This window comes from Desulfovectis peckii, from assembly GCF_055391705.1.
In genome coordinates this window covers 1,659,075-1,682,074 of the sequence record NZ_AP042409.1, presented here as the reverse complement: position 1 = coordinate 1,682,074, position 23,000 = coordinate 1,659,075, and the positions used below count along the sequence as shown (strand labels likewise).

Here is a 23,000-nt window from a genome sequence, read left to right as displayed (position 1 = left end):
ATACATTGAGAATGAGCGAAAAACCCACATGGCTTACGGAAAAACCATGTGGGTACGGTTAAATTAAAAACAGCAGTCGGGGTCATCGGGGAAGTGCTTGTGTTCCTTTTTTTTCATAACTTGCATAATCCAATCCAACTTACACTCAATTTCTTGAATTTGTTTTTTGATTTCTTTTAAGCCAAATTCCGGATTATCCAGTTTGCATTCAATATCAAAAACTTCACATTTAATTTCTTTTAAACCAAATTTTTTGTCCGTCAGTAAATCTTCAATGTCACGCACTTCTTTTTTAATTTCTTCTAAACCGAATTTCGGACTGAAAACGGCTTTTTCAATGTTCGAGACTTCCTTTTTTATTTCCGTTAAACCGACAGAGGGAGAGGTAATGACATCTTCAATACCGGCAACCTCTCTTTTAATTTCACTTAAGCCGAAAGTCGGGCTGACGATGATATCAATGATATCCTTACAGTCTTTTGGTAATTTTTTTACATTATCTTCAATATCCTTAATTTCTTTTTTTATTTCGCTTAAGCCAAAGGTCGGACTGAATATGGCTTCTTCAATGTTATGAATTTCGCACTTAATTTCTTTTAAGCCAAATTTGGGGTTTGAAAGCAGCTCTTTAATTTTATCAATTTTGCCAAACTCATCTTTTAAGCGCTCTTCAATTTCTTTGATTTCTCTCTTGATTTCATAAAGTCCGTATTTTGATTTTTTGCTCAGTATATAATTAAACTTTTTATCGATATCCTCAATTAACTTGCATATGTTCGGTAAACTGCATTTGGATTTATCATCTAGCATGGCGCCCAGATGTTTAGCGGTTCTTTTTAGGTATTCTATTTCTTTGCGGACGAGATAACTTTGCTTTTCGTAATTAAAGTCATCAATGTCCTTTTTCACGAATATCCCTCCTTTTTATTATTGCTTTTACATTATATGGTTTTGTTACCATGGGTGTTACAAAAAGAATGTTTGATTTATAAAAGCAATTTATTATCGGCAAAGCTTATTTTTCCTGTGATAAAAGTAAGCGGTCATTCTAATACTAAGCTTGAATAAAAATGGGGAGGTATATCTAATGGCAGTTAAATCCAACTTTGGTTCTCATGACAGCGGTGCCTTCCGTTTAAAAGATATGCATGATGCCCAATATCCGGGCGGTGTAGTAGTAGATCCGGTGCCGATTACGGCAGGGGAAGAAATAGTGGTATTTTATAACGGCTTGTTATCTCAAAGCGGGGCAGACACTGTCTATCTGCACTGTGGATTCGGTGATGCCGACAATTGGAACGGCGTACAGGATTTGCGCATGGCTAAAACCGGCTGGGGTTTTGTCAAGACTTTAAAAGTGCCTAATGTCGGTACTCGCTTTAACTTTTGCTTCCGTGATCCGGCGAACAACTGGGATAACAACAACGGCAAAAACTGGTCCTATGAAGTGCATAACGGATAACAAAAATACAATTTTTATGTTAGGGCTCAATTATTTGAGTCCTATTTTTTATGCTTGCAGTTTGTTGTTTAAATATTACTGGGTTGGAAGATAATATATAAGACTATTGTAGAAGGAGGTACATTTGTGCGGATTTTAATGCTTTCATGGGAATATCCGCCTAAAAGTGTCGGCGGATTAGCTCAGCACGTATATGATTTGACAAGGGCGATGGCCAAACAAAATCATGAAGTACATATTATTACGGTCGGAGAATCGGGGATACCGAACTATGAAAATAAGCAGGGGGTTTATGTCTATCGGGTAAATCCTTATATGGTAAGCTCTCGGGACTTTGTCACTTGGGCCATGCAGTTAAACGTGGCCATGCTGGAAAAGAGCTTGGAAATAATGCGTAATTTAAATCTGTCTTTCGATGTTCTTCATGCCCATGATTGGTTGGTGGCTTACGCCGCCCGGGCACTGAAACATGCCTGGCGACTGCCGTTGATAGCGACAATTCATGCTACCGAATACGGACGCAACAACGGTTTGCACAACGATTTGCAGCGCCAAATCAGTGACATAGAATGGTGGTTGTGCTATGAAGCCTGGAAAATCATAGTTTGCAGCAACTATATGCATCGGGAACTGCAACAGGTGTTTCAAGTGCCGGCAGATAAGCTTAAAGTTATTCCTAATGGGGTGGACTTAGAAAATTTTAATGATTATAATCGCGATGTAAAAAGAAGTGACTATGCTGCCGATGATGAAAAGATTGTTTTATATGTAGGCAGAATTGTTCAAGAAAAGGGTGTACAGGTGCTTTTAGATGCCGTACCCAAAATACTTCATTATCATGGCAAAACTAAGTTCATCATAGCCGGTAAAGGGCCGCACCTATTAGCGCTAAAGCGGCAGGCACGAAGACTGGGAATTGAGCGGCAGGTTTATTTTGCCGGCTATGTAGATGACCTAACCCGCAACAGCTTATACCGCTTTGCTGATGTGGCGGTATTCCCCAGTTTGTACGAACCTTTTGGCATAGTGGCTTTAGAGGCCATGGCTTTTCGTACGCCTGTAGTGGTATCGGATACCGGCGGCTTAGCGGAGATCATCAGTCACGGCATCAACGGCTTAAAGGCCTATACCGGCAATGCCAATTCATTGGCAGATAACATTTTGCATATTTTGCTAAATCCGCAGTCTGCAGCCAAACTAAAAGAACGGGCATATCAAGATGTAATCGATAAGTATAATTGGTCCACAATTGCCCAGCAAACAGTTGATTTATACCGCAGTGTGCTGTCTGAATATCACAGCACCCAGTGGTCGGAAACTCACCAACTGCAGCATCAGGCCTAATACCGTAAAAAGGAACTCTGTAAATTAATACAGAGTTCCTTTAATCGTTGCCCATTGTTCATCGCTGACCAAACCCAACCGCCAAAGGGCGATACCTTTTAAGTGATGGGTTTTGGCCAGCTTAATTTTATTTGCCATGCTTTCCGCCGTTTCATAAGGGGCGGAGATGCCCAGTACCAGCTTTTCAGCGGGTACCAATGCTTTCGCCGTGACAATGGCATCATTGACTAAGTTTATCGGTTCGGGTTTTGGCCCGTAATCATAGGCCATAATGACTATTTCGTCAGCTATTTGTCCCAATGCTTGATAATCATAACCCTGATAGGCGCTGTTAGGGGCATGCAATGTCAATGTTAATTTAATGCCCTCTTTCTTTAATTCTGCCGCCAGTTGATTGACAAAATCAGTAAAGTTATTTCTCACCGCTGTTAAACCGGCACCTTGTTCCCGCCAACCCAAACCTTCAAAATCCAAGTTAACTCCGTCATAAAGTTTTGCTTCCGCAGCTATTTGGGCTATGGCATTATTCCTCATCTTGCTGTCAGTTATTAAGTTAGTTAGCACGCCTTGGCCGTCAGTTAAATGAACTGCCATTTCCGTCTGTAGCCGGTATTTTTCCGCTGCTTCCAACACCATAACCCAGCCCTCCGGCCGGCGCCAACCGGTGCTGCTGTCCGTGATCAGGTTTCCCTTTGCGTCAATACTGTACCAACCCAAAGCCAGACTATCAACGGCATCGGTATTGCCGGTAGCCGTGTGCGGGTATGGGCGGCCAAAAAGGTCGGTCCAGCTGCTGCTTTGCTGATCGCCTAAAGCATAATAACCTAAAACATACAAGTGATAAGACGATGATGGGTTGGATTTAATGTGAATTAGGTAATTTAAATTATCCCAACTAACCTGACAGTCAAAAGCTTCACTGAAAAATCGCAGCGGCACCAAGGTGCGATTGTCGATAATGGTCGGCGGCATATCTAAGGTCAGTGGGCGGTTATTTTTATATGCGGTAGGGCTGTCAATTTTCAGGCTTATATGGGTACCGTTGTTGGCGGCGGTAACAGTTTTCGCCGCTGCATCCCAGCGTACATTGACATTTAATGCTTCCGCTAAAGGGCGAAAAGGAACTAACGTGCGATCGTTGATTATTGCCGGTTGCACGTCAAAGTCAACCTGTACTCCGTCAATAAAAACCTTGATCTCTTTGTCAGGCGGTTGGGCCGTTCCCGCTTGCGGAGAGAGAAAAAGCAATAGCGCAAATACAGAAACCAAAATTGCCGTAAACTTTTTCATAGGCTACCTCCGGATGAATTAGTTTGAAACATATAGTTAGTTATTCAATATTCAACAAAGCTGTCGTTTGCCCTTTAATAAAATACATTGGTTAACGATTTTAGCGGTAATGCCGGATATAAATTTTCATACACATATATAACATCTGGATAAACCTGATGTTTTATATTCGGATCTATATTCTCCTTAAATTGTATAAAAGATCCAAGGTTAAGCCAGAATAATAGCAATGATTAGCTCCACAGGAGGGGTTGTTGTTGAAAGCAGTTATTATGGCCGGCGGTGAGGGTTCACGGCTAAGGCCACTTACCTGTACTCGCCCAAAGCCAATGATGCCGGTAATGAACCGGCCAATGATGGAACATATTGTTAATTTGTTAAAAGAGCACGGTATTGAACAGATCGGGGTAACCTTGCAATATCTTCCCGACGCCATTAAAGACTACTTTGGCAGCGGCAGTGAATTTGGGGTAAACATGCGTTATTTTTTGGAGGAAGTGCCGCTGGGAACAGCCGGCAGTGTTAAGAACGCAGAAGCTTTTCTGGATGAAACTTTTATTGTGATCAGCGGCGATGCCTTGACGGATTTTGATTTAAGCAAAGCAATTGAATTTCATCGCAGTAAAGACTCTTTGGCAACCATAGTTTTAACACGGGTGGAATGCCCGTTGGAATATGGGGTGGTAATTACTGAAACAGACGGGCGGATTAGTCAATTTTTAGAAAAACCCAGTTGGGGAGAAGTATTCAGTGATACTGTCAACACCGGGATCTATATACTGGAACCGGAAGTGTTAAATTATTTTAAAGCCGGTGAAAAATTTGATTTTAGCAAAGATTTGTTTCCCTTGTTGATGAAAAAAGGGAAAGCAATGTATGGTGTAGTGCTGGACGGCTATTGGTGTGATATCGGCAATTTAAAGCAGTATCTAAAAGCTCATCACGATGTATTGGCGGGAAAGGTGCGGGTGAATACCTTTGCCCGGGAAATTAGGCCCCAAGTCTGGGTTGATGATGATGTAATTATTGATCCCACGGCAGAAATCAAAGGGCCGGTTTTAATCGGTGAAGGAAGCAAAATCGGTCCGAAAGTAAAAATTGAACCTTATACCGTCATCGGTGAAGGCTGTTGTATTGAGGAACAAGCATCGGTTAAAAGAAGCGTCATCGGTAACGGGGTGTATATCGGCCCGAAAGCTTCCTTGCGCAGTACCGTTTTAGGTAACGGAGTAAAGGTTTATGCCAATGCTTCATTATATGAAGGAAGTGTGGTCGGTGACGATACCACTGTTAAAGAACGCAGTTTAATTAAACCGGATGTAAAATTGTGGCCGAATAAAGTAGTGGAAAAAGGTGCGGTGGTGCATCGCAGTGTTGTTTGGGGGACAAATTCCCCTAAAAATATATTTGGCATTGAAGGCATCAGTGGATTGGCTAATATCGAAATCACACCGGAATTTGCCAGCAGTGTGGGTGCGGCTTTTGGTTCCATTGCTAAAGTTCACTCTAAAATTCTGGTATCAAGCGACAGTTATCCGGTGTGCAAAATGATTAAAAACGCGCTGGTCAGCGGGCTGCAATCGATCGGTGTAAGAGTGCTAAACTTAGATAATGCCGTCACCCCGTTACACCGTTATGCAGTGCGCAAAATGGGTTGTCAAGGGGGGGTGCACATTAAAACATCCCACCTGCGCGCTGATAAAATCAACATAATATTTACTAATTCCCGGGGCGGAAACATCAGTCGCAGTGTTGAGCGAAAAATTGAAAACAAGCTGGCCCGTGGCGACTGTAGGCGTGCCGATATTAATCAGATTTCAGTGACAGAAAGGGTGCCCAGCCAAACAAAGGCATATATAAAAGATTTATTGGCACTGCTTGACATAGATACGCTACGTGCTCAAAAGTATCACATTGTAATGGGCTATGACCGCAATAACCTAGAAGAATATATCTCTTTAGTTGCCGAGGAATGCAACTTTAAAGTAGACAATTTAGCACCGGCTGATAAGAACACTAATCCTTTAAGCTGGCAGGCTTGTCTGGGAATGGTGCCGAAAATAGGTGAGGCGGTAACGGCGGCCGGCGCTCATGCCGGGGCGGTAATTGATTTAAACGGTGAGCACATTGTTCTCATTGATGAGCAGGGGCGAAGTATTCAAGAAGAAAAGCTGACCGCACTGTTGGTTTTGGTGTTGTTGAAGGAGCGCAGCGGGCCGGTTGTAGTGCCGGTGACCGCACCGCGGGCAATAGATGATTTAGCATCCAGATATAACGGCAAAGTGGTGCGCACGAAAACTTCCGTTCATGACCTTATTGAAAGGGTTATTGCGGAGGATGAGCGGCATAACAGTAAAATATCTCAGTTTTTAATTAATTTTGATGCCGTGGCTGCACTTACTAAAATATTGGAGTTTTGCGCTAAACAGCGGATTAAGTTATCAACTTTGGTGGAAGAAATCCCCACTTTCTTTGTAGATAAGCGCGAGGTAGAAGTGCCATGGGAGGCAAAAGGTAAGGTTATTCGGCGTTTAATTGAGGAAAAACCGGATAAGATGGAGCTTTTAGACGGAGTAAAGGTTTACTATCCCAACGGGTGGGCACTGGTACTGCCCGATTCTGAAGAGCCGGTTTGCCGCATTTACAGTGAAGGCAGCAGCATGGAAATAGCTCAGGAGCTTACTGATATGTATATTAAAAAGATCAATAAAATAACCGGAACCTAGGCCGCTATTTATTGGCAAAAGGTAGGCAGTTTAAATAAACCGGAGCTTCCGCTGCGTTTTTGGCCAGTCGGAGGCTCCGGTTATCTTGTGCGGGTAAATGCTTTGGTCTTAAACGGAATGGACAAGGCAGTGGGCTTACTGCCTAACTACTGGCCGGCATTGTCACCTTTGAGTTCAGCAATGAGCATCCCCATCAAAATTAAGCCGCAGCCCAAAAGCTGCTTGGTTGTTAAAACTTCACCGTTTACCAGGAATGCCGTCAGTGCCGCAAATACCGGTTCCATGGCAAAGATAATGGCGGTATGGGTGGGGGAGGTGTATTTTTGTACGGTGTTTTGGATTAAGAAGGCCAGTGCAGTGGCCGGTATGGCGGTAATTAAAAGGGCAATCCATACCGTTTTAGTTAAAGCTACCGGAGGATTTTCAGTGGCGACACCAAAACATAAACTGGCCACGGCTACAAGGGCAATTTGCATGATTGCCAGCTGTACCGAATCATGAAGCGGTGCGTATTTCCCCACCATAATTATCTGCAGGGCAAAGGCAATGGCACAAAAGAAAACCAAAATGTCACCGACATTGATATTACTTAATCCTTGGTTTAAAGAGAGCAGTGTTAAGCCGACAGTGGCGCTGATTACGCCCAAAACGGCCAAGGGGGTGGGCAATTTGCGCAGCATAACTGCGGTTAGTATCGGTACCAGTACAACTGAAAGGCCGGTAATAAAACCGGCGTTAGATGCGGAAGTGTACTGCAAGCCCACCGTTTGTAAAGCATAGCCTAAAAATAAAAATATACCGATAAGTATCCCGCGTAAAGCGGTATTTCGGCTAATATTTTTTAATCGGCGCCAATAAACTAAAGCCAAAAAAATAAAAGCTAAAGAAAATCTAATGGCGTTAAAATAATGCGGTGTGATGTCAGCCAGGGCGTCCTGAACCACTACAAAGGTTGCACCCCAAACAAAGGCTACAGCCAACAGAGCCAAGTCAGCCTTTAATTGCTTAAAATGCCCCGCTTTTTGCATTTTCCCAATGCTCCTCCTACTCGCATATGTATTGGCTCAATGAAACACAACATTATTCAACAAAAAATATTGTTTTCCTCCTTAACCGGTGGTACAATCTAGGTTGTGTGCTTTAAAAATTGTTGTGCTACAAAACATAATCCTTAATTTCTTAGCAATGGCGAAATAAAAAATATATTGTAAAAGTATTAAAATGCCAGCAGGATTTTTTTGATAGACAGAGAATATGTTCTAACCAATGTATAATTATTAATTCTAGATGCTTTGTATTCAAGGGAGGAGATTTTAAAAAATGAGAAAACTGTTTAAAACAGGCCTTGTTATGCTGGCTTTATTGGCTTTGATGGTTGCCGCGGTAGGCTGCGGCGGTGGTGAAGAGCCAGCAGCAGATCAAGACGCTCAGGAAACAACTCAGGAAAAAGCAAAGTATATTGCCGCTTTTGAACCAACCTTTGCACCGTTTGAATATACTGATGAAAACGGGGAATTTGTCGGTTTTGATGTCGATTTAATTAAGGCGATTGCAGAAGTTCAGGGCTTTGAAGTTGAATTGCAAAGCTTAGGCTTTGACGGTTTGATTCCTGCTGTGCAAACCGGTACCATTGATATTGCTATTTCCGGTATGACTATAAAACCGGAAAGGGCGGAGCAAGTTGACTTTTCCGTTCCTTATTATCAGGCCGGCTTGATTATGGCTGTACAAGAAGGAAATAATGAAATAACCAAGCCGGAAGACCTAGCCGGAAAAACCATAGCCGTACAAATTGGTACTACCGGTGCTGACTTTGCAAACAAAATTAAGGAAGAATACGGCGCGAAAGTAAAAACCTTTAACACCACCGACCTGGTATTCATGGAACTGGAGAACGGCGGTGCAGATGCAGTAATTAATGACCTGCCCGTTACTAAGGAATATATTGACAAAAAGGGTCAAGGTAAAGTTAAAATGGTAGGCGATATTCTCGGTGGCGATGAGTACTACGGTATTGCCGTTCAAAAAGGTAATAGTGAGTTGTTGGATACTATTAACGAAGGTTTGTTAAAACTGAAGGAAAACGGTAAGTTTGCTGAACTTTATCAAAAATGGTTTGGTGTAGAACCACCGGAGTATTTGCCCGGTGAACCGGCATAACGGTATTGCTGTAATAAAAGATAAGTTTTAGCCAAAAAATATGCGTAACGTTAAAATGGCGTTACGCATATTTCATGCATTTTAGCTTTATAAACGAGGTGAATTATGGAAAATATTATTCATGCACTGCCCTTGTTATTTTACGGGGCTTTAATTTCGCTGCTTATTACCCTAATTGGCGTCTCACTGGGAAGTGTCTTTGGTCTTACCGCCGGTTTGGCTAGGTTATCACGGAATAAAGTCGTCAGATTTTTAGGTACCGCCTATGTTGACTTTTTGCGCGGTACCCCGTTATTTGTACAAATCATGCTCATTCACTTTGGCATACCCAGACTGGTGATGTTAATCACCGGGAATAACTTTAGCTTTGATGTGTGGACCACTGCCATTGCGGCAGTTTCTTTGAACAGCGGTGCTTACATAGCTGAAATTTTTCGCGCCGGTGTGCAGTCGATTGAAAAAGGGCAAATGGAAGCAGCCCGTTCATTGGGTATGACCCATGTTCAGGCAATGCGTTACGTTATTCTTCCCCAAGCCTTTAAGCGGATCATCCCGCCCATGGGCAACGAGTTTATTGCCTTATTAAAGGATACGTCATTGTTATCGGTAATCGGTTTTGAAGAGTTGGCTCGCAAAACACAGTTAGAAGTAGCTCGTACATACGCTACATTTGAGTTATGGCTAACTACTGCCCTCATTTACTTTATTATGACCTTTACTTTCTCCCGTCTGGTGGACAAATTGGAGCGGAGGCTGAAAACCGATGATTAAAGTGAAAAACTTATATAAAAACTTTGGCAAGTTAGAGGTTTTAAAAGATGTGAGCTGTGAAATTAAAGAAAGAGAAGTGGTAGTAGTTATTGGCCCTTCCGGCTCAGGTAAAAGTACTTTTTTGCGCTGTATTAACCGTTTGGAAGAGCCAACGTCAGGAACCATACTTTTTGACGGTGAAGATATCACCGCTCCCAGTACAAATATCAATCTTGTGCGCCAAGAATTGGGGATGGTATTTCAGCGTTTTAACTTGTTTCCGCATAAAACGGCTTTAGAAAATATTGTATTGGCACCGATAAAAGTGCGTAAAATGCATCCGGAGGAAGCAAAGAAAATAGCCTTAGAGCTGCTGCGAAAAGTAGGCCTGGAAGACAAAGCCGATGTTTACCCTGATCAACTTTCCGGCGGGCAGCAGCAGCGGGTGGCTATTGCCCGCGCACTGGCGATGCGTCCGCGGGTAATGCTGTTTGATGAGCCTACATCCGCTTTAGACCCGGAAATGGTCGGTGAAGTACTGGCAGTTATGAAACAGTTGGCCAAAGAAGGCATGACGATGATTGTGGTGACCCACGAAATGGGTTTTGCGCGTGAAGTAGGCGACCGGGTAATATTTATGGATGAAGGACGAATTGTAGAAGAAGGCACACCGGAACAGATCTTTAAAAATCCCCAAAACCCCAGGACACAATCTTTTTTAAGCAAAATTTTATAGTTGACGCCGTTATTAAATAGCTAAAGTTCATTTAATATTTCATTTAATTTACCGGTATTGTCCAATTCTTTTAAATCTGTATAACCGCCGATAAATTGATCATTGATAAATATAAAGGGTACGGTAGTTTGCTTGGTTTTTTGGTATAACTCTTCCTTTTTTTGTTCATTATTGTCAATGTTATATTCGGTATAAGGAATTTTTTTCGCATTTAAAAGGTTCTTTGCCATTACGCAGTAAGGACAATTTGACCAGGTATAGATCTCTACTTTAGCCATTGTTTTTAAACCTCCTTAAAAAATTAATGTAGGGCTGACCGTGACCTGCCCTACATAAAATTATAATTGTTGTATTTGATTAAAATCAAGCAGGTCTAAGAGGCCTGCTTGATTAGCTTTAAGTATACCTCCCCTAAATCCGTCAAAGAGCAAATCCTGCTTTTACCCTCTGACGTTACATCAACCATACCCAAGGCATATAACTGCATAATAATATGATCCAGAACAGCGCGTTTAACTTTGGCTGTAAGTGAGAGTTCTTCCTTATTCATTTTCCCGTCATCGCGCAGAGCTATTAAGACGTTTTCTGCTTCAGCAGGCAACCTGTTGGTTACTCCGTGTAAATATTCCGTCATGGTAAGCTGCTCAATCACGCTTCTGCTCCTCCTTTTAACCATCGTTAGTTGCTTTGTTAGCCATATTATATCCCTGGGCTGTTCACTTTATTCGTTAGTTATTTTTTTTAGCCTATGCTCTGACCGATTAAAAAGCCGATTAAGGCTAAGAAAATACCCAACAAAACAGAGCCGATGAGATAAATTACAGACAGAAGTAATTTGTCTTTTTTAATTATTTGCAGAGCTTCCAGGGTAAAGGTAGAAAAGGTGGTAAATGAACCCATTAGCCCTGTGCCCCAAAACAGTAGTAATTGTTCATTAACTATTATTTGCCCGGCCGCTAAGCCGTACAACAAGCCTAAAAATAAAGAGCCAAGCATATTAACCGCAAAAGTAGCCCAAGGGAAACCGGCGGCCCCTTTGCTATGGCAAAGATTATAAACGGTAAAACGAAGTGTAGCGCCTAAAAGTCCACCTAAGCCAATTGCCAGTATTGTTATCATTATTGACTCTCCACCGAGGTAAATTTTTTGCAGATATATTCTGCCAAATACATGCCTGCCCAGGCAAGCAGCAGTCCCCCGACCAAACTAATCGCTACATAAAGCAGCGCGAGAATGTATTGTTGATATTTAAGCAGATTTACCAGTTCTAAAGAAAAAGTAGAAAATGTAGTAAATGAACCGATAAAACCGGTGGTTACCGCCAGTCGCAGATTTTCTTTCTGCCGCCAGCGGCTTAATGATAAAAAGGTTAAAAAGCTAAGTGCAAAACTTCCTGCTAAATTAACAACTAATGTTTCATAAGGAAAAACAGAGTTGTTAAACGGCGTGATGATGATGGCAACCAAAAAGCGGCATATTGCTCCTAAGGCCCCGGCTAAACCGATATAAAAATAGATCATACATCCTCCCAGACTAACCCTTGTCATGTTTTTCACAAACCGTTCGGTGCTTACATTGAATATCTAGTATGCCTAGTTTATAATAAAATTATAACTATAACAATAAATTTAGGAGCTGTCTATGAGAAACAAAAATATTGGCGATAAAAAAATCTGGCGAGTAAAGCAATCAAACCCTACGTTGAAAGTGATACTGGCTAATCAGTTAAATATATCGGAAATATTAGCCCAATTGTTAATTAACCGCGGTATTCATACCGTTGAAGAAGCACGGGTTTTTTTGGGAAGCAAACGGGTAATGCACAATCCCTTCTTAATGAAGGATATGGATAAAGCAGTGACGGCAGTGATAGATTGTTTAAATAAGGGTCAGCCGATATTAGTACACGGCGATTATGATGTTGACGGCATTTCCGGTACTGCCCTATTGGTAAACGCATTACACCGTTTGGGCGGTGTAGTGGATTATTATATTCCTCAACGTGAGCAGGGTTACGGTTTGCATGAACAGACATTGAGGTGGGCACTTGACGAAGGTTACCGCTTAGTTATTACGGTAGATTGTGGCATCAGTGCTTTGGAGGAGGCCAAACTGGCTAAAGAAATGGGGTTAACCTTAGTGATCACTGACCACCATGAACCGGGAAGGGAGCTACCTCAAGCGGAAGCGGTGGTTAACCCCAAAAGACCGGACTGTAATTACCCCTTTAAAGAACTGGCGGGAGCCGGTGTGGCCCTTAAGCTGGTACAGGCTGTTTACCGCAAGCTTGGTGTGCCCAAACGGGCGTGGTATGACTTATTGGATGTGGCTTGTTTAGGTACTTTGGCAGATATCGTGCCGCTGTTAGGAGAAAATCGGGTTATTGTTAAGAGCGGTTTAGAGCAATTGGCCAACAGTCCTAATATTGGATTAAGTGCTTTAAAAGAAGTAAGTGGTGTGGCAAATCGCAGTATTGATACCCGCAGTGTGTGCTTTGCATTAGCGCCTAGGCTCAATGCTGCCGGCAGAGTAAGTGACCCGCGTTTGGGGGTAGATCTTTTATTGTGTCCTGAACCTGAGCGGGCTAAAGAAATTGCTTTGGAACTGGATCGTTATAATCAACAACGGCAGACTATTGAAAACCAAGTGCTGGAAGAAGCCTTGGCAATGATTGAGCAGCAGCCGGAACTGCTTGAGGATAAAGTTTTGCTTTTAGCAGCGGAAAATTGGCATGATGGGGTAATCGGTATTGTTGCCTCACGCCTGTTAGAAATCTATCATCGTCCGGTACTGCTGGTGTCCATAAACGGAGAAATAGGCAAGGGATCTGCCCGTAGTATAGATAATTTTCATTTATACAATGCGTTGGAACACTGTAAAGATTGCTTAATAAATTTTGGCGGTCATTGTAAGGCGGCCGGATTTACTATTCGCGTAGCCGATATTGAGAAATTCCGGCAAAAAATTAACCGTTACGCTGATGAAGTGCTCACCCCTGAGGATTTAACTCCCACTATAGATTTGGATGCCATTGTTTCCGTTGATGAATTATCAGAAGATGTGGTACAGCAATTAGCACTGCTGGCACCCTTTGGGCACTGTAATCCCAGCCCTGTCTTCGGCAGTCGGGATTTACAGATGTTAAATTGGCGCAAGGTAGGCGAACAACAAAATCACTTAAAGATTAAAGTGCGGGGAAAAAGAAAAGTGGTGGACGGAATCGGCTTTAATCTGGCAGCTTATGAAGAAATGCTGGCAACCGCGGACAATGTGGATATAGCTTTTGAACCGGAAATAAATGAATGGAACGGGCGACGCTCAGTACAACTTAAGGTAAAGGATATTGTCAAACGGGCACAGATTCGCAGCAATAATATCTATTGTGAGTATTTTTCAGAAGATTTAACTCGTTATTCTCAATTGTTATTAAAAAACAAGGAACTGCGTTTATCCAGCCCGGATTATATTCTTAGAAGGCTGGAGACCTATAAACAAAACGGTCCGGTTAAAACCGAAACCAAAGAAATGTCTGTAGAATTTTGGGACAAAATAAACCTACATGATTTGCGGGAATGCCCAAATAGATTTGATACCTTAATAGATTTAATCGGTGAGGAAGCGGTTGTTATTTTGGTGACCAGCGGTTACCAGGTGATTGAACTGGCCCATTCCATGGCATTAAGAAAGCCTGAACTTGCCCACCGGATTGTGTATTACTGCCGAGGGTTCCCGAATGAAACCGCAAGTTACATCAGGCAGCTGGCAAAGGCGGACAGCGGGGCAGTGTTGGTAACAACGCCGGCCTTGATTGAACAATTGGGGATCAAAAATATAGGCAAAGTGATACTGTATTATCCTCCGTACAGCGCAAAGGGCTTGCAGTTTGCGGCAGAAGCGGCCGGTTCGGGCGGTGATCTTTATCTGATGTTCAGCACCGAGGACATTTCTTCTGCCAGCAAGGTGTTAACTACGCTGGCTCCGGAAAGGGATTGCCTGGTGGCCTTATATAAACACTTAATCCGTCGGGTTGGCATGGGGAAAGCGGTAGCACTGCCTGCTGACCAATTGCAGGAACTGTTAAATGAGGATGGCGGCGGATTAGTTGAAGATTATACTTTAGCCCTGGCAATGAGAATTTTTAGTGAACTTGGCTTATTAAAATTTAGCTATCGAAACGGTGTTTATAAAGTGAGAATGCTTCCCAGACCGGACCATAAGTTGGATTTAGATATCTCTAAAACTTATTGTTGGGCAAATGATGTTGCTTTAGAAGGGCTGCAATTTGTTACTATAATGGTTAGCGGCGATTTAAAACGCATTACCAAACTACCTTACCTATAAATTGAAAGGGGATACCGTATTGGACTTGAAATCCTTCATCAGAATTGTACCGGACTTTCCACGGAAGGGCATTAGTTTTAAGGATATAACTACGCTACTGAAAGATCCGCAAGCCTTTCGACTGACAATTCAACAACTGGCAGAACGCTGCCGTCCGTTAAAGGTTGATTTAGTTGTTTGCCCCGAGGCCAGAGGATTTGCCTTGGGCGCTCCTTTGGCTTATGAATTGGGAGCCGGAGTGGTGCTGGTGCGCAAACCCGGCAAGTTGCCGGCAGAGGTGCTGCAGGCCAAATATACGTTGGAATACGGCGAAGATGCTTTGGAAATACATAAAGATGCGGTTCAGGCGGGTCAGAGAGTGCTGTTGGTAGATGACTTACTGGCTACCGGCGGAACGGTGGCTGCAGCGCAAAAGCTGGTTGAGCAGCTGGGCGGTACAGTGGTCGGTGCGGCTTTTATCATAGAATTAACTGATTTAAACGGTAGAGCGAGGTTAGGTAATTATGATATAATTACTCTTGCTCAATATGACATTTAAAATCATTATTTGTAGGCAAAGGAGGAGTTTTCGGTGTCCTTAACAGAAATAATAGAAAAAGTTAAAAGTTATAATCCGACTGCGGACATCGCCTTCCTCCAAAAAGCATATCGTTATGCAGAGTGGGCACACTTTGGCCAAAAGAGAAATTCCGGAGAGGATTTTTTTACTCATCCGGTTGCGGTGACGATGATTTTAGCTGATCTGCAAATGGATATAAAAACATTGGTTGGCGGCCTGCTGCATGACGTCGTGGAAGACACCGGTGTGACTTTGGCTGACATTGAAGCGGAATTTGGCAAAGATATAGCTTTGTTGGTTGACGGGGTAACAAAGCTGAAAAAAATCGAATTTAAATCTAAAGAAGAACGCCAAGCGGAAAACTTACGGAAAATGTTTTTGGCAATGGCGAAAGATATCCGCGTGGTATTAATAAAACTTGCGGATCGGCTGCATAATTTGCGCACTTTAAATTACCAATCTGAAGCAAAGCAGCGGGAAAAAGCGGAAGAAACTTTGGAAATATTTGCTCCGTTAGCGCATCGATTGGGCATATCCAAAATCAAGTGGGAGCTGGAGGATATTTCTTTCAGATACCGCTATCCTGAGGAATACTACAAATTAAAAGAGCTGGTAGCTGCTACCAGGGCAAAAAGGGAAGAATTTATTCAAAAAGTAATTGATATTTTAAGTGAACGCCTAAATCAGATTGGTATTAAAGCGGAAATTCACGGGCGGCCGAAGAACTTTTATTCTATTTATAAAAAGATGCAGGATCAGCGTAAAGATTTTACTGAAATTTACGATGTGTTGGCAGTGCGCATATTAGTAGATTCCGTAAAAGATTGTTATGCCGCTTTGGGTGTTGCCCATGAACTGTGGAAACCGATTCCCGGCAGATTTAAAGATTATATTGCCATGCCTAAAACTAATATGTATCAGTCATTGCATACCACAGTGATTGGACCCCATGGCGAACCCTTTGAAATTCAAATTCGCACTTATGAGATGCACCGTACGGCTGAATACGGTATTGCCGCACACTGGCGCTATAAAGAAGGTGGCAAAGGGGACAAAAACTTCGATGAAAAATTAGCCTGGTTAAGGCAGTTAATGGATTGGCAGCAGGATTTACCTGATGCCCGGGAGTTTATTGAAAGCCTTAAACTGGATATATTTGCTCATTCCGTTTTTGTGTTTACTCCTAAAGGTGACGTAGTAGAACTGCCTGCCGGATCGGTGCCGATAGACTTTGCTTATCGCATTCACACCGATGTAGGCCATTCCTGCATTGGCGCTAAAGTTAACGGCCGCATTGTTCCGTTAGATTATAAATTGAAAAACGGTAACATAGTTGAAATTATTACCAGTAAACAAAGCGGTCCCAGTAAGGATTGGCTGAACATAGTAAAAACATCTCAGGCTAAAGCGCGCATTCGTCGGTGGTTTAAGCGTGAGGAAAAAGAAAAAAATATTGCCAAGGGCAAGGAATTGCTGGAACGGGAAGTTATCAAACAAGGCCTGGATTTAGCGATACTAAAGATAGATAAATTACAAGAAATAGGTAGAAAGAACAGTTTTTATAACCTAGATGAACTTTATGCTGCTATCGGTGTGGGGCAAATTACCGCTCAGCAAGTGCTGGGCAAGTTAAAAGAAGGATTAGATATCGATGTTAAAAAACCGCTCACTGCGGAAGATCTTGTGTCGAAGCAGCCGAGCAAAGCCGAATGGGGCAAACCCACCCAAGGTATTCGGGTAAAGGGAATTGATAACTTGCTAATTAGGTTGGCACAGTGCTGCAACCCGGTGCCGGGTGATCCCATTGTCGGTTATGTTACACGGGGCAGAGGGGTTTCCATTCACAGAGAAGATTGCCGAAATCTGCAGAGCCTTAGAGAAGCAGAACCGGAACGCATGGTAGAGGTGGCTTGGGATAAGGACTTCAAATCACCTTTCCATGTTAAATTAGAGGTGTACGGAATTGATCGTGTCGGTTTGTTAAATGATGTGCTCAATGTTCTTTTAGACATGAAAATAAATACTAACTGGGTAACTGCCCGAACACGAAAAGACAGGATGGCTACCATTGAGCTTGCCCTTCATCTGAAGAGCTTAGAGCAGTTAGAGTTTTTACAGAAAAGAATAAATAAAATAAAGGACGTTTATAATGTGCGGAGGGTAGCCAGCGGCCAATCACCGCACCATTAAAAATGGAGGTAGTAAATTTTGCGAGCGGTAGTACAGCGGGTTATTAAGGGCTCGGTAACTGTAGAAAATGAAGTGATTGGGGCAATCAATCGCGGATTGGTGGTACTGATTGGTGTAGAAACTGATGATACGATAAAAGATGCTGAATATTTAGCCGGGAAAATAGTTAATTTAAGAATATTCGAAGATGAAGAAGGTAAATTTAACTATTCATTAATAGATGTTCAGGGAGAGTTATTGGCTGTTTCCCAATTTACTTTGTATGGAGACTGCCGCAAAGGACGGCGGCCCAGTTTCTCCGATGCGGCTCCGCCGGAAAAAGCAAAAGCCCTTTATGAAAGCTTTGTGGAAGAAGTAAAAAAATTAGGTGTCTCTGTGGCTACCGGTCAATTTCAAGCCCACATGGTGGTAAATATAGTTAACGACGGTCCGGTAACTTTGCTGTTGGACAGTAAGAAGAATTTTTAATAATTTGCTGGGAGGTTTTACCCTGTGATTTTAGAAACCGTAATAGCTGGCCATTTAGACGTGAACTGTTATTTAATTGGCTGTGAAGAATCGCATGCAGGGGCGGTAATTGACCCGGGCGGTGACGCTGAGGAGATTATTAAGAAGGCAGAAAAGCTGGGACTTAAACTAAAGTATATAGTTTGCACCCATGGTCACGTTGACCACATTGCCGCGGTGGATGAAATTAGAAAAGCCACCGGAGCAAAAGTAATGATCCACGGTGCTGATGCTGAAATGTTAACCGATCCGCAAAAAAATCTTTCGGTATTTATGGGTGAGAAAATCAGTATCCAGCCGGCAGACATAATCTTAAAAGAAGGCGATGTCATTGATATCGGTACGGTTCAACTGGAAGTGCTGCATGTACCCGGCCACACTCCCGGTGGTATTTGTCTGAAAACACCGACGGCAGTGTTTTCCGGAGATACGTTATTTGCCGGTTCAATCGGGCGGTCTGACTTTCCCGGCGGCAACCATGGGCTGTTGGTTAAGGGGATTAAAGAAAAATTGCTTACCCTGCCCGATGAAACCAGAGTTTATCCCGGCCATGGACCGGATACATTGATTGGACAAGAAAAAAGACACAACCCTTTCCTGGCATAACAAAGGGGCTGAAGTACTGCGTATAAAGATTCGTGGTGCTGTGCTTCAGCCCTTTTTGTATTGAAGATGGCGGTGTCTATGCTCTTTTAACATTAAAAGACGCCTTTGAAATCATTTTGGGCGGCATGATACAAGTCTTCCAATGTGCCGGAGGCATCCGGTTTATAAGGTGAATCTATACGGTTAGCTAAGCAGTCAGTAACTAAGTAAGTTTTTATTCCCAGCTCGCCGGCAGCTAAATCTTCCAAGGGGTCATTGCCTACCATTAATACTTCTTCCGCTTTTAAGTTTAACTTTTGCAGTATTTCTTTATAATAAGCGGGGTTTGGCTTACAAAAATGGCTGTTTTCATAGGTGGTAATCAACTCCCATGGAAAGTGGGCAATTCCGGCCCAGCCCATGCGCGCTTTGGTGGCCACGGCGGGAAAAAGGGGATTGGTGGCCAGCACCAGTCGGCAGCCTTTGGCAACAAAAACCGCTACCGTTTTTGCCGCCAGTGGGCTTGGCTTGGTATAGCCTGCTAATTCATTAAATTTTTGATTGTAAAAGCGATCAAACATTGGTATTAGCTCATCAGCCCTATGATTAACCAATGGAATAAATGTTTCCATAAATACTTCTTGGTTGGTTTTATCAGGTTGCGTATTTTTAATCATTGCCAGGGTGGCTTGTCCGATATAAGATTTGAAACTTTCAGGGTGGTAATAATCACTAAAATCATCCGTGAGCCGCTTAAAGTATTCCTCCATAAATATTTCCATATCCATTGGCAGTAAGGTTCCGTCTAAATCAAAAAGTACAGCCTTAAACATAGTGATATCCTTTCTGTTATTAGTGGTGACGGTGCTTATGATGGCAGCCGCAAGAGCAGTTACTTGGCTCCTCTTTTTGGCTGGCCTTAATCGTTTCTAATTGCTCAATTACTTGTTGGCGGATAGCCGCTAAATATTTTTGGCGCAGTTGTTGCTGCTCTTTTTTCTCATCTTCAGTTAATCCGTCAGTGCGCTGTTTTCGCGCTAAGGCATTTATTCTATTGATCAGCTCTTTAGTTATCAAAAATATCACCTCATTTAACTATTACATTGATCTATTATATCCAAGAAATTTACTTTTTTAAGAACTTTTTTAACGGATTAAACGCCTAATCATATAGGTGATTAAAATCAGTAAGCGATTAGGATGATTTGATGATTAATGAAATATTGGTAAAAAAAGCAGTCAAGGGTGATGCGCGGGCCTTTTTAAAACTAAGCAGGCAATTTCACGACGGCATGTACCGCACTGCTTTGGGGATGCTGGCAAACGAGCATGATGCAGCTGATGCCGTACAGGAAACCCTTTTAAAAGCTTATCGTGATATCGGCAAACTGCGCCAACCACAGCAGTTTAAAAGTTGGCTGTATCGCATTTTAGTCAACCGCTGTATCGATATTTTACGTCAGCGCCAGCGCACCACCCCCGTAGAAGACATTTGGCTTGCTGATACGGTAGAAAACATCAGTGATACAAAATTAGATATCAGACGGGCACTGGCCGAGTTGGATGAACAGCATCGAGTGGTGGTGATTTTGCGTTTTTTTCAAGATATGACGTTAAATGATATTGCCGCTACTCTGGATATACCGGTAGGTACGGTAAAGTCCCGCCTGCATCGGGCATTAAATAAACTGAAATTTGTCATGTCCCGGAACGATAATTCAGGAGGTGAATCTATTGACCTGTGTTGAAGTTTATCATTTGTTGACAGATTATATGTTAGGCGAACTACCTCCTGAGCAAGCAAAAATAGTCAATCGTCATCTGAAAAAGTGTGCAAAATGCCGGGCCGAATACATGCATTTGCAGCAAATAGTCGGCAGCTTAAAAGAGTGGGCGGATAATATTGAAATTCCGTCGGATTTAGAACGAAATATTGAAAAGTCACTAAGCGTTAATTTGAAGAAGCCGCGCCGGTTGCAGGCGGCAGTGTCAATATTGTTAGTGGTTACCTGCCTAGGGGCATGGGGGTATTGGTTTGAAACCAAGTCTAAAGATACGATCCCCAAAAGTGAACAAATATTAATGACCGCAGAGCAACAAGAACAGATGCCGAGAGAGATGAGTGAGAAAGAAGATGTTGCCGAACAAGAAAGGGTCGGTGTGACATCGACGACAGTAACTGACTCAGCTCAAAATGCCGATGCGATGGTTGAATCCCCGCCGGTGGAAGATATTGCTTTAGATCAGCGGTCGTTGAAAGAAATCCAACCGTTAAGCCACCCTTCATCAGTGCCTGATACGGTTTACACAGTGCCTTTAATGGCTGCTGCTATTCCGCCCGGTGAAGTTGTACAGGCAGAAATAATAATAAAAGAAGACGGCAGCAGTTATGTCATTGATAGTGAAGAGTCCAAAACGCTGATGCAGCTGGCCGCTGCCATTAACGAGGCGCAAATCAAGGAACAGGATGCCGTGCGAGAAATAATTAACGTTACTCATGTTGTAAGGCTGCGGCTTGAAAATGACAAAGAATATACCTTTTATTATAATTTAGATGATAATATCGGCTATGGAGAACAACTGTTTGCCGGGCAACTAATTGAACCGGACAGGGAACTGGCAAAAATTATTTTGCGAATTGTTGACAAATAACGGCGGTTTTAATAAAATCACTTTAGTGTAAAAATGTTAAATCGATGATCAGGAAAAGTAGACGTTAATTTCCTGTCCAGGGAGGACAAGTCGTAGACTGTGAGCTTGTCTACAGTGAATGCGTTGAAGAACACCTGAGAGTGACTGCTGAACGATTTTTAAATCTATTAGGCCAGTCCGGTAGGCACCGTTATTGCCGCAAAGTGGAACCTGTCGGTTCAAACAGGGTGGCACCACGGGAAATCCCGTCCCTGGGTATGCTTATGCATAGCTGGGGGCGGTTTTTTATATTTGAAAGTATCATAAATCTAAGCATGACCGCATTATTTAATGATTTGCTGATTGGTCAATACTATCAATAGCTTCATTCTTCCTCTGAACGGAAGCCGGTTTTATGTATTTATAGCGAAGGGATAACTTTAGAAAGTAAGGTGATTGTTTGTGCTCACTTACCGACCTCGTGGTACTAACGATATTTTACCCGGAGACGTGGAAAAATGGCAGTACATCGAGCAGATAATTAGAGAAGTTTGCCGTATTTACGGTTACAGAGAAATTCGCACCCCTATTTTCGAACATACTGAGTTGTTTCAGAGGGGTGTGGGTGAAACAACTGATATTGTAGAGAAGGAAATGTACACCTTTATAGATCGGGGCGATCGCAGTATTACTTTGCGTCCGGAGGGTACTGCATCAGTGGTAAGAGCATACCTGGAGAATAAACTGTATGCGGGAACCCAACCGGTAAAGCTTTATTATATTGGGCCGATGTTTCGTTATGACCGCCCGCAGGCCGGCCGCTACCGTCAGTTTCACCAGTTTGGGGTGGAAGTTTTGGGGGCGCACAACCCTGCCTTAGATGCCGAAGTAATGGCAATGGCGATGGAAGTTTACAACCGACTTGGTTTAAAAGGGTTAGAACTGCATATCAACAGTTTGGGCTGTCCTGAATGCCGACCTAATCTAAGAAAGAACCTGCAGGACTACTTCCGGCCCAATCTGGATAAGCTTTGTCCCACCTGCCAGCGGCGATTCGAGCGCAATCCGCTGCGCATTTTGGATTGTAAAAATGAAAAATGCGGTCAGTTTGCTGCCGGGGCGCCAACCATGCTGGATTCCCACTGCGACCATTGTGCAGATTATTTTGCCGAAGTCAGACAAAATTTAGAATTAATGGGCATTGACTACATAATAGATCATAAGTTGGTGCGCGGATTGGATTATTATACCCATACTGCCTTTGAAGTGATGGCAGAAGGTATTGGCGCACAAAGTTCAGTCGGCGGTGGCGGCCGCTACAATGGACTGGTGGAAGCCTGTGGCGGTCCGACAACACCTGGTATTGGCTATGCCTTGGGACTGGAACGGATATTAATGGTGATGGAGCAGCAGGGAATTGCTTTTCCCGCCGACCCGTGCCCCGATGTATTTGTGGCAACGGCTGCACCGGAGGCGGAAAAAACCGCCGTTAAACTGGTGGCTGAACTGCGCAAATCAGGGTATGCAGTTGAGAAAGATTATCTCGGCCGCAGTTTGAAAGGGCAGATGAAATATGCCGGCAAACTTAATGCTCGTTTTGTCGCCATTATCGGAGAAAATGAGCTGCAAAACAATACGGTAATGCTGAAAAACATGACTAGCGGCGAACAGCAAGAAATACCCCAAGGGGAAATATTTACGGTTTTAGGAGGAAGATAG

General features: G+C 42.9%; 23 protein-coding genes and 1 other annotated feature. Of the genes, 14 read left to right on the top strand and 9 right to left on the bottom strand.

Going from position 1 to position 23,000, the window contains the following annotated elements:
• Positions 1-63 precede the first annotated feature (63 nt).
• On the bottom strand, positions 64-909 hold the full coding sequence (locus ACZ5NG_RS08320; RefSeq protein WP_464251349.1) for a hypothetical protein: 846 nt from the start codon (positions 907-909) through the stop codon (positions 64-66).
• A 178-nt stretch (positions 910-1,087) separates the two neighbouring features.
• Between ACZ5NG_RS08320 and ACZ5NG_RS08315 the strand changes: the two genes are divergently transcribed.
• Both ACZ5NG_RS08315 and ACZ5NG_RS08310 read left to right on the top strand, forming a co-directional pair.
• Positions 1,088-1,462 carry a carbohydrate-binding protein gene (locus ACZ5NG_RS08315; RefSeq protein ID WP_464251348.1) on the top strand — a complete coding sequence of 125 codons (375 nt, stop codon included), beginning with the start codon at positions 1,088-1,090 and terminating at the stop codon, positions 1,460-1,462.
• Positions 1,463-1,588: 126 nt separating this feature from the next.
• Positions 1,589-2,806: a glycosyltransferase family 4 protein gene (locus ACZ5NG_RS08310; RefSeq protein ID WP_464251347.1), complete on the top strand. Its 1,218-nt coding sequence runs from the start codon at positions 1,589-1,591 to the stop codon at positions 2,804-2,806.
• Positions 2,807-2,830: 24 nt separating this feature from the next.
• Here the strand turns inward: ACZ5NG_RS08310 and ACZ5NG_RS08305 are convergent, their stop codons facing one another.
• Positions 2,831-4,096, bottom strand: coding sequence for a stalk domain-containing protein (locus tag ACZ5NG_RS08305; RefSeq protein ID WP_464251346.1), 1,266 nt, complete (start codon positions 4,094-4,096; stop codon positions 2,831-2,833).
• 257 nt (positions 4,097-4,353) lie between these two features.
• On the opposite strand from ACZ5NG_RS08305, the gene ACZ5NG_RS08300 reads away from it, so the two are divergent.
• Positions 4,354-6,822, top strand: coding sequence for a sugar phosphate nucleotidyltransferase (locus tag ACZ5NG_RS08300; RefSeq protein ID WP_464251345.1), 2,469 nt, complete (start codon positions 4,354-4,356; stop codon positions 6,820-6,822).
• Positions 6,823-6,968: 146 nt separating this feature from the next.
• On the opposite strand, the gene ACZ5NG_RS08295 is transcribed toward ACZ5NG_RS08300, so the two are convergent.
• Complete coding sequence (locus tag ACZ5NG_RS08295; RefSeq protein ID WP_464251344.1) at positions 6,969-7,850, bottom strand: DMT family transporter; 882 nt, start codon at positions 7,848-7,850, stop codon at positions 6,969-6,971.
• 292 nt (positions 7,851-8,142) lie between these two features.
• Here ACZ5NG_RS08295 and ACZ5NG_RS08290 point away from each other — a divergent pair, with 292 nt between their 5' ends.
• From ACZ5NG_RS08290 to ACZ5NG_RS08280, 3 genes are all read left to right on the top strand, one after another.
• Entirely contained in the window at positions 8,143-8,982 is an 840-nt protein-coding gene (locus ACZ5NG_RS08290; RefSeq protein ID WP_464251343.1) for a basic amino acid ABC transporter substrate-binding protein, read from the top strand.
• Between the two features lie 105 nt (positions 8,983-9,087).
• Positions 9,088-9,753: an amino acid ABC transporter permease gene (locus tag ACZ5NG_RS08285; RefSeq protein WP_464251342.1), complete on the top strand. Its 666-nt coding sequence runs from the start codon at positions 9,088-9,090 to the stop codon at positions 9,751-9,753.
• Positions 9,746-10,468 (top strand): amino acid ABC transporter ATP-binding protein, encoded by a 723-nt coding sequence (locus tag ACZ5NG_RS08280; protein WP_464251341.1) that lies wholly within the window; start codon positions 9,746-9,748, stop codon positions 10,466-10,468. Before ACZ5NG_RS08285 ends, ACZ5NG_RS08280 begins: the two co-directional genes overlap by 8 nt.
• Positions 10,469-10,488: 20 nt before the next feature.
• On the opposite strand, the gene grxC is transcribed toward ACZ5NG_RS08280, so the two are convergent.
• The 4 genes from grxC to crcB (ACZ5NG_RS08260) all read right to left on the bottom strand — a co-directional run bounded on the left by grxC (position 10,489) and on the right by crcB (ACZ5NG_RS08260) (position 11,988).
• Positions 10,489-10,746 (bottom strand): glutaredoxin 3, encoded by a 258-nt coding sequence (grxC, locus tag ACZ5NG_RS08275; RefSeq protein ID WP_464251340.1) that lies wholly within the window; start codon positions 10,744-10,746, stop codon positions 10,489-10,491.
• Between the two features lie 95 nt (positions 10,747-10,841).
• Positions 10,842-11,117, bottom strand: coding sequence for a transcriptional regulator (locus ACZ5NG_RS08270; protein ID WP_464253137.1), 276 nt, complete (start codon positions 11,115-11,117; stop codon positions 10,842-10,844).
• Positions 11,118-11,209: 92 nt separating this feature from the next.
• A complete protein-coding gene (gene crcB / locus ACZ5NG_RS08265) occupies positions 11,210-11,587 on the bottom strand; it encodes a fluoride efflux transporter CrcB (protein ID WP_464251339.1) in 378 nt (125 codons plus the stop codon).
• On the bottom strand, positions 11,587-11,988 hold the full coding sequence (crcB, locus tag ACZ5NG_RS08260; protein ID WP_464251338.1) for a fluoride efflux transporter CrcB: 402 nt from the start codon (positions 11,986-11,988) through the stop codon (positions 11,587-11,589). The genes crcB (ACZ5NG_RS08265) and crcB (ACZ5NG_RS08260) overlap by 1 nt, the downstream gene beginning before the upstream one ends.
• A 121-nt stretch (positions 11,989-12,109) precedes the next feature.
• On the opposite strand from crcB (ACZ5NG_RS08260), the gene recJ reads away from it, so the two are divergent.
• The 5 genes from recJ to ACZ5NG_RS08235 are packed head-to-tail and all read left to right on the top strand — an operon-like array spanning position 12,110 to position 18,671.
• Positions 12,110-14,809, top strand: coding sequence for a single-stranded-DNA-specific exonuclease RecJ (recJ, locus tag ACZ5NG_RS08255; protein ID WP_464251337.1), 2,700 nt, complete (start codon positions 12,110-12,112; stop codon positions 14,807-14,809).
• A 19-nt stretch (positions 14,810-14,828) separates the two neighbouring features.
• Complete coding sequence (locus tag ACZ5NG_RS08250; protein ID WP_464251336.1) at positions 14,829-15,347, top strand: adenine phosphoribosyltransferase; 519 nt, start codon at positions 14,829-14,831, stop codon at positions 15,345-15,347.
• 33 nt (positions 15,348-15,380) lie between these two features.
• Complete coding sequence (locus ACZ5NG_RS08245) at positions 15,381-17,558, top strand: RelA/SpoT family protein (protein WP_464251335.1); 2,178 nt, start codon at positions 15,381-15,383, stop codon at positions 17,556-17,558.
• Positions 17,559-17,576: 18 nt separating this feature from the next.
• Positions 17,577-18,026 carry a D-aminoacyl-tRNA deacylase gene (dtd, locus tag ACZ5NG_RS08240; protein WP_464251334.1) on the top strand — a complete coding sequence of 150 codons (450 nt, stop codon included), beginning with the start codon at positions 17,577-17,579 and terminating at the stop codon, positions 18,024-18,026.
• Between the two features lie 24 nt (positions 18,027-18,050).
• Positions 18,051-18,671 (top strand): MBL fold metallo-hydrolase, encoded by a 621-nt coding sequence (locus ACZ5NG_RS08235; RefSeq protein WP_464251333.1) that lies wholly within the window; start codon positions 18,051-18,053, stop codon positions 18,669-18,671.
• Positions 18,672-18,763: 92 nt separating this feature from the next.
• On the opposite strand, the gene ACZ5NG_RS08230 is transcribed toward ACZ5NG_RS08235, so the two are convergent.
• Complete coding sequence (locus tag ACZ5NG_RS08230; protein ID WP_464251332.1) at positions 18,764-19,483, bottom strand: HAD family hydrolase; 720 nt, start codon at positions 19,481-19,483, stop codon at positions 18,764-18,766.
• 19 nt (positions 19,484-19,502) lie between these two features.
• Positions 19,503-19,727 (bottom strand): DUF896 domain-containing protein, encoded by a 225-nt coding sequence (locus ACZ5NG_RS08225; protein ID WP_464251331.1) that lies wholly within the window; start codon positions 19,725-19,727, stop codon positions 19,503-19,505.
• A gap of 131 nt (positions 19,728-19,858) precedes the next feature.
• Here ACZ5NG_RS08225 and ACZ5NG_RS08220 point away from each other — a divergent pair, with 131 nt between their 5' ends.
• The 3 genes from ACZ5NG_RS08220 (at position 19,859) to hisS (ending at position 23,000) form a co-directional block, all read left to right on the top strand.
• The gene (locus ACZ5NG_RS08220; RefSeq protein WP_464251330.1) at positions 19,859-20,398 is read left to right on the top strand and encodes an RNA polymerase sigma factor; all 540 of its coding nucleotides are present in this window, start codon (positions 19,859-19,861) and stop codon (positions 20,396-20,398) included.
• Entirely contained in the window at positions 20,385-21,302 is a 918-nt protein-coding gene (locus tag ACZ5NG_RS08215) for an anti-sigma factor family protein (protein ID WP_464251329.1), read from the top strand. Before ACZ5NG_RS08220 ends, ACZ5NG_RS08215 begins: the two co-directional genes overlap by 14 nt.
• Before the next feature lie 35 nt (positions 21,303-21,337).
• Positions 21,338-21,558: a binding site (T-box leader), on the top strand.
• A gap of 185 nt (positions 21,559-21,743) precedes the next feature.
• Positions 21,744-23,000 carry a histidine--tRNA ligase gene (gene hisS / locus ACZ5NG_RS08210; RefSeq protein ID WP_464251328.1) on the top strand — a complete coding sequence of 419 codons (1,257 nt, stop codon included), beginning with the start codon at positions 21,744-21,746 and terminating at the stop codon, positions 22,998-23,000.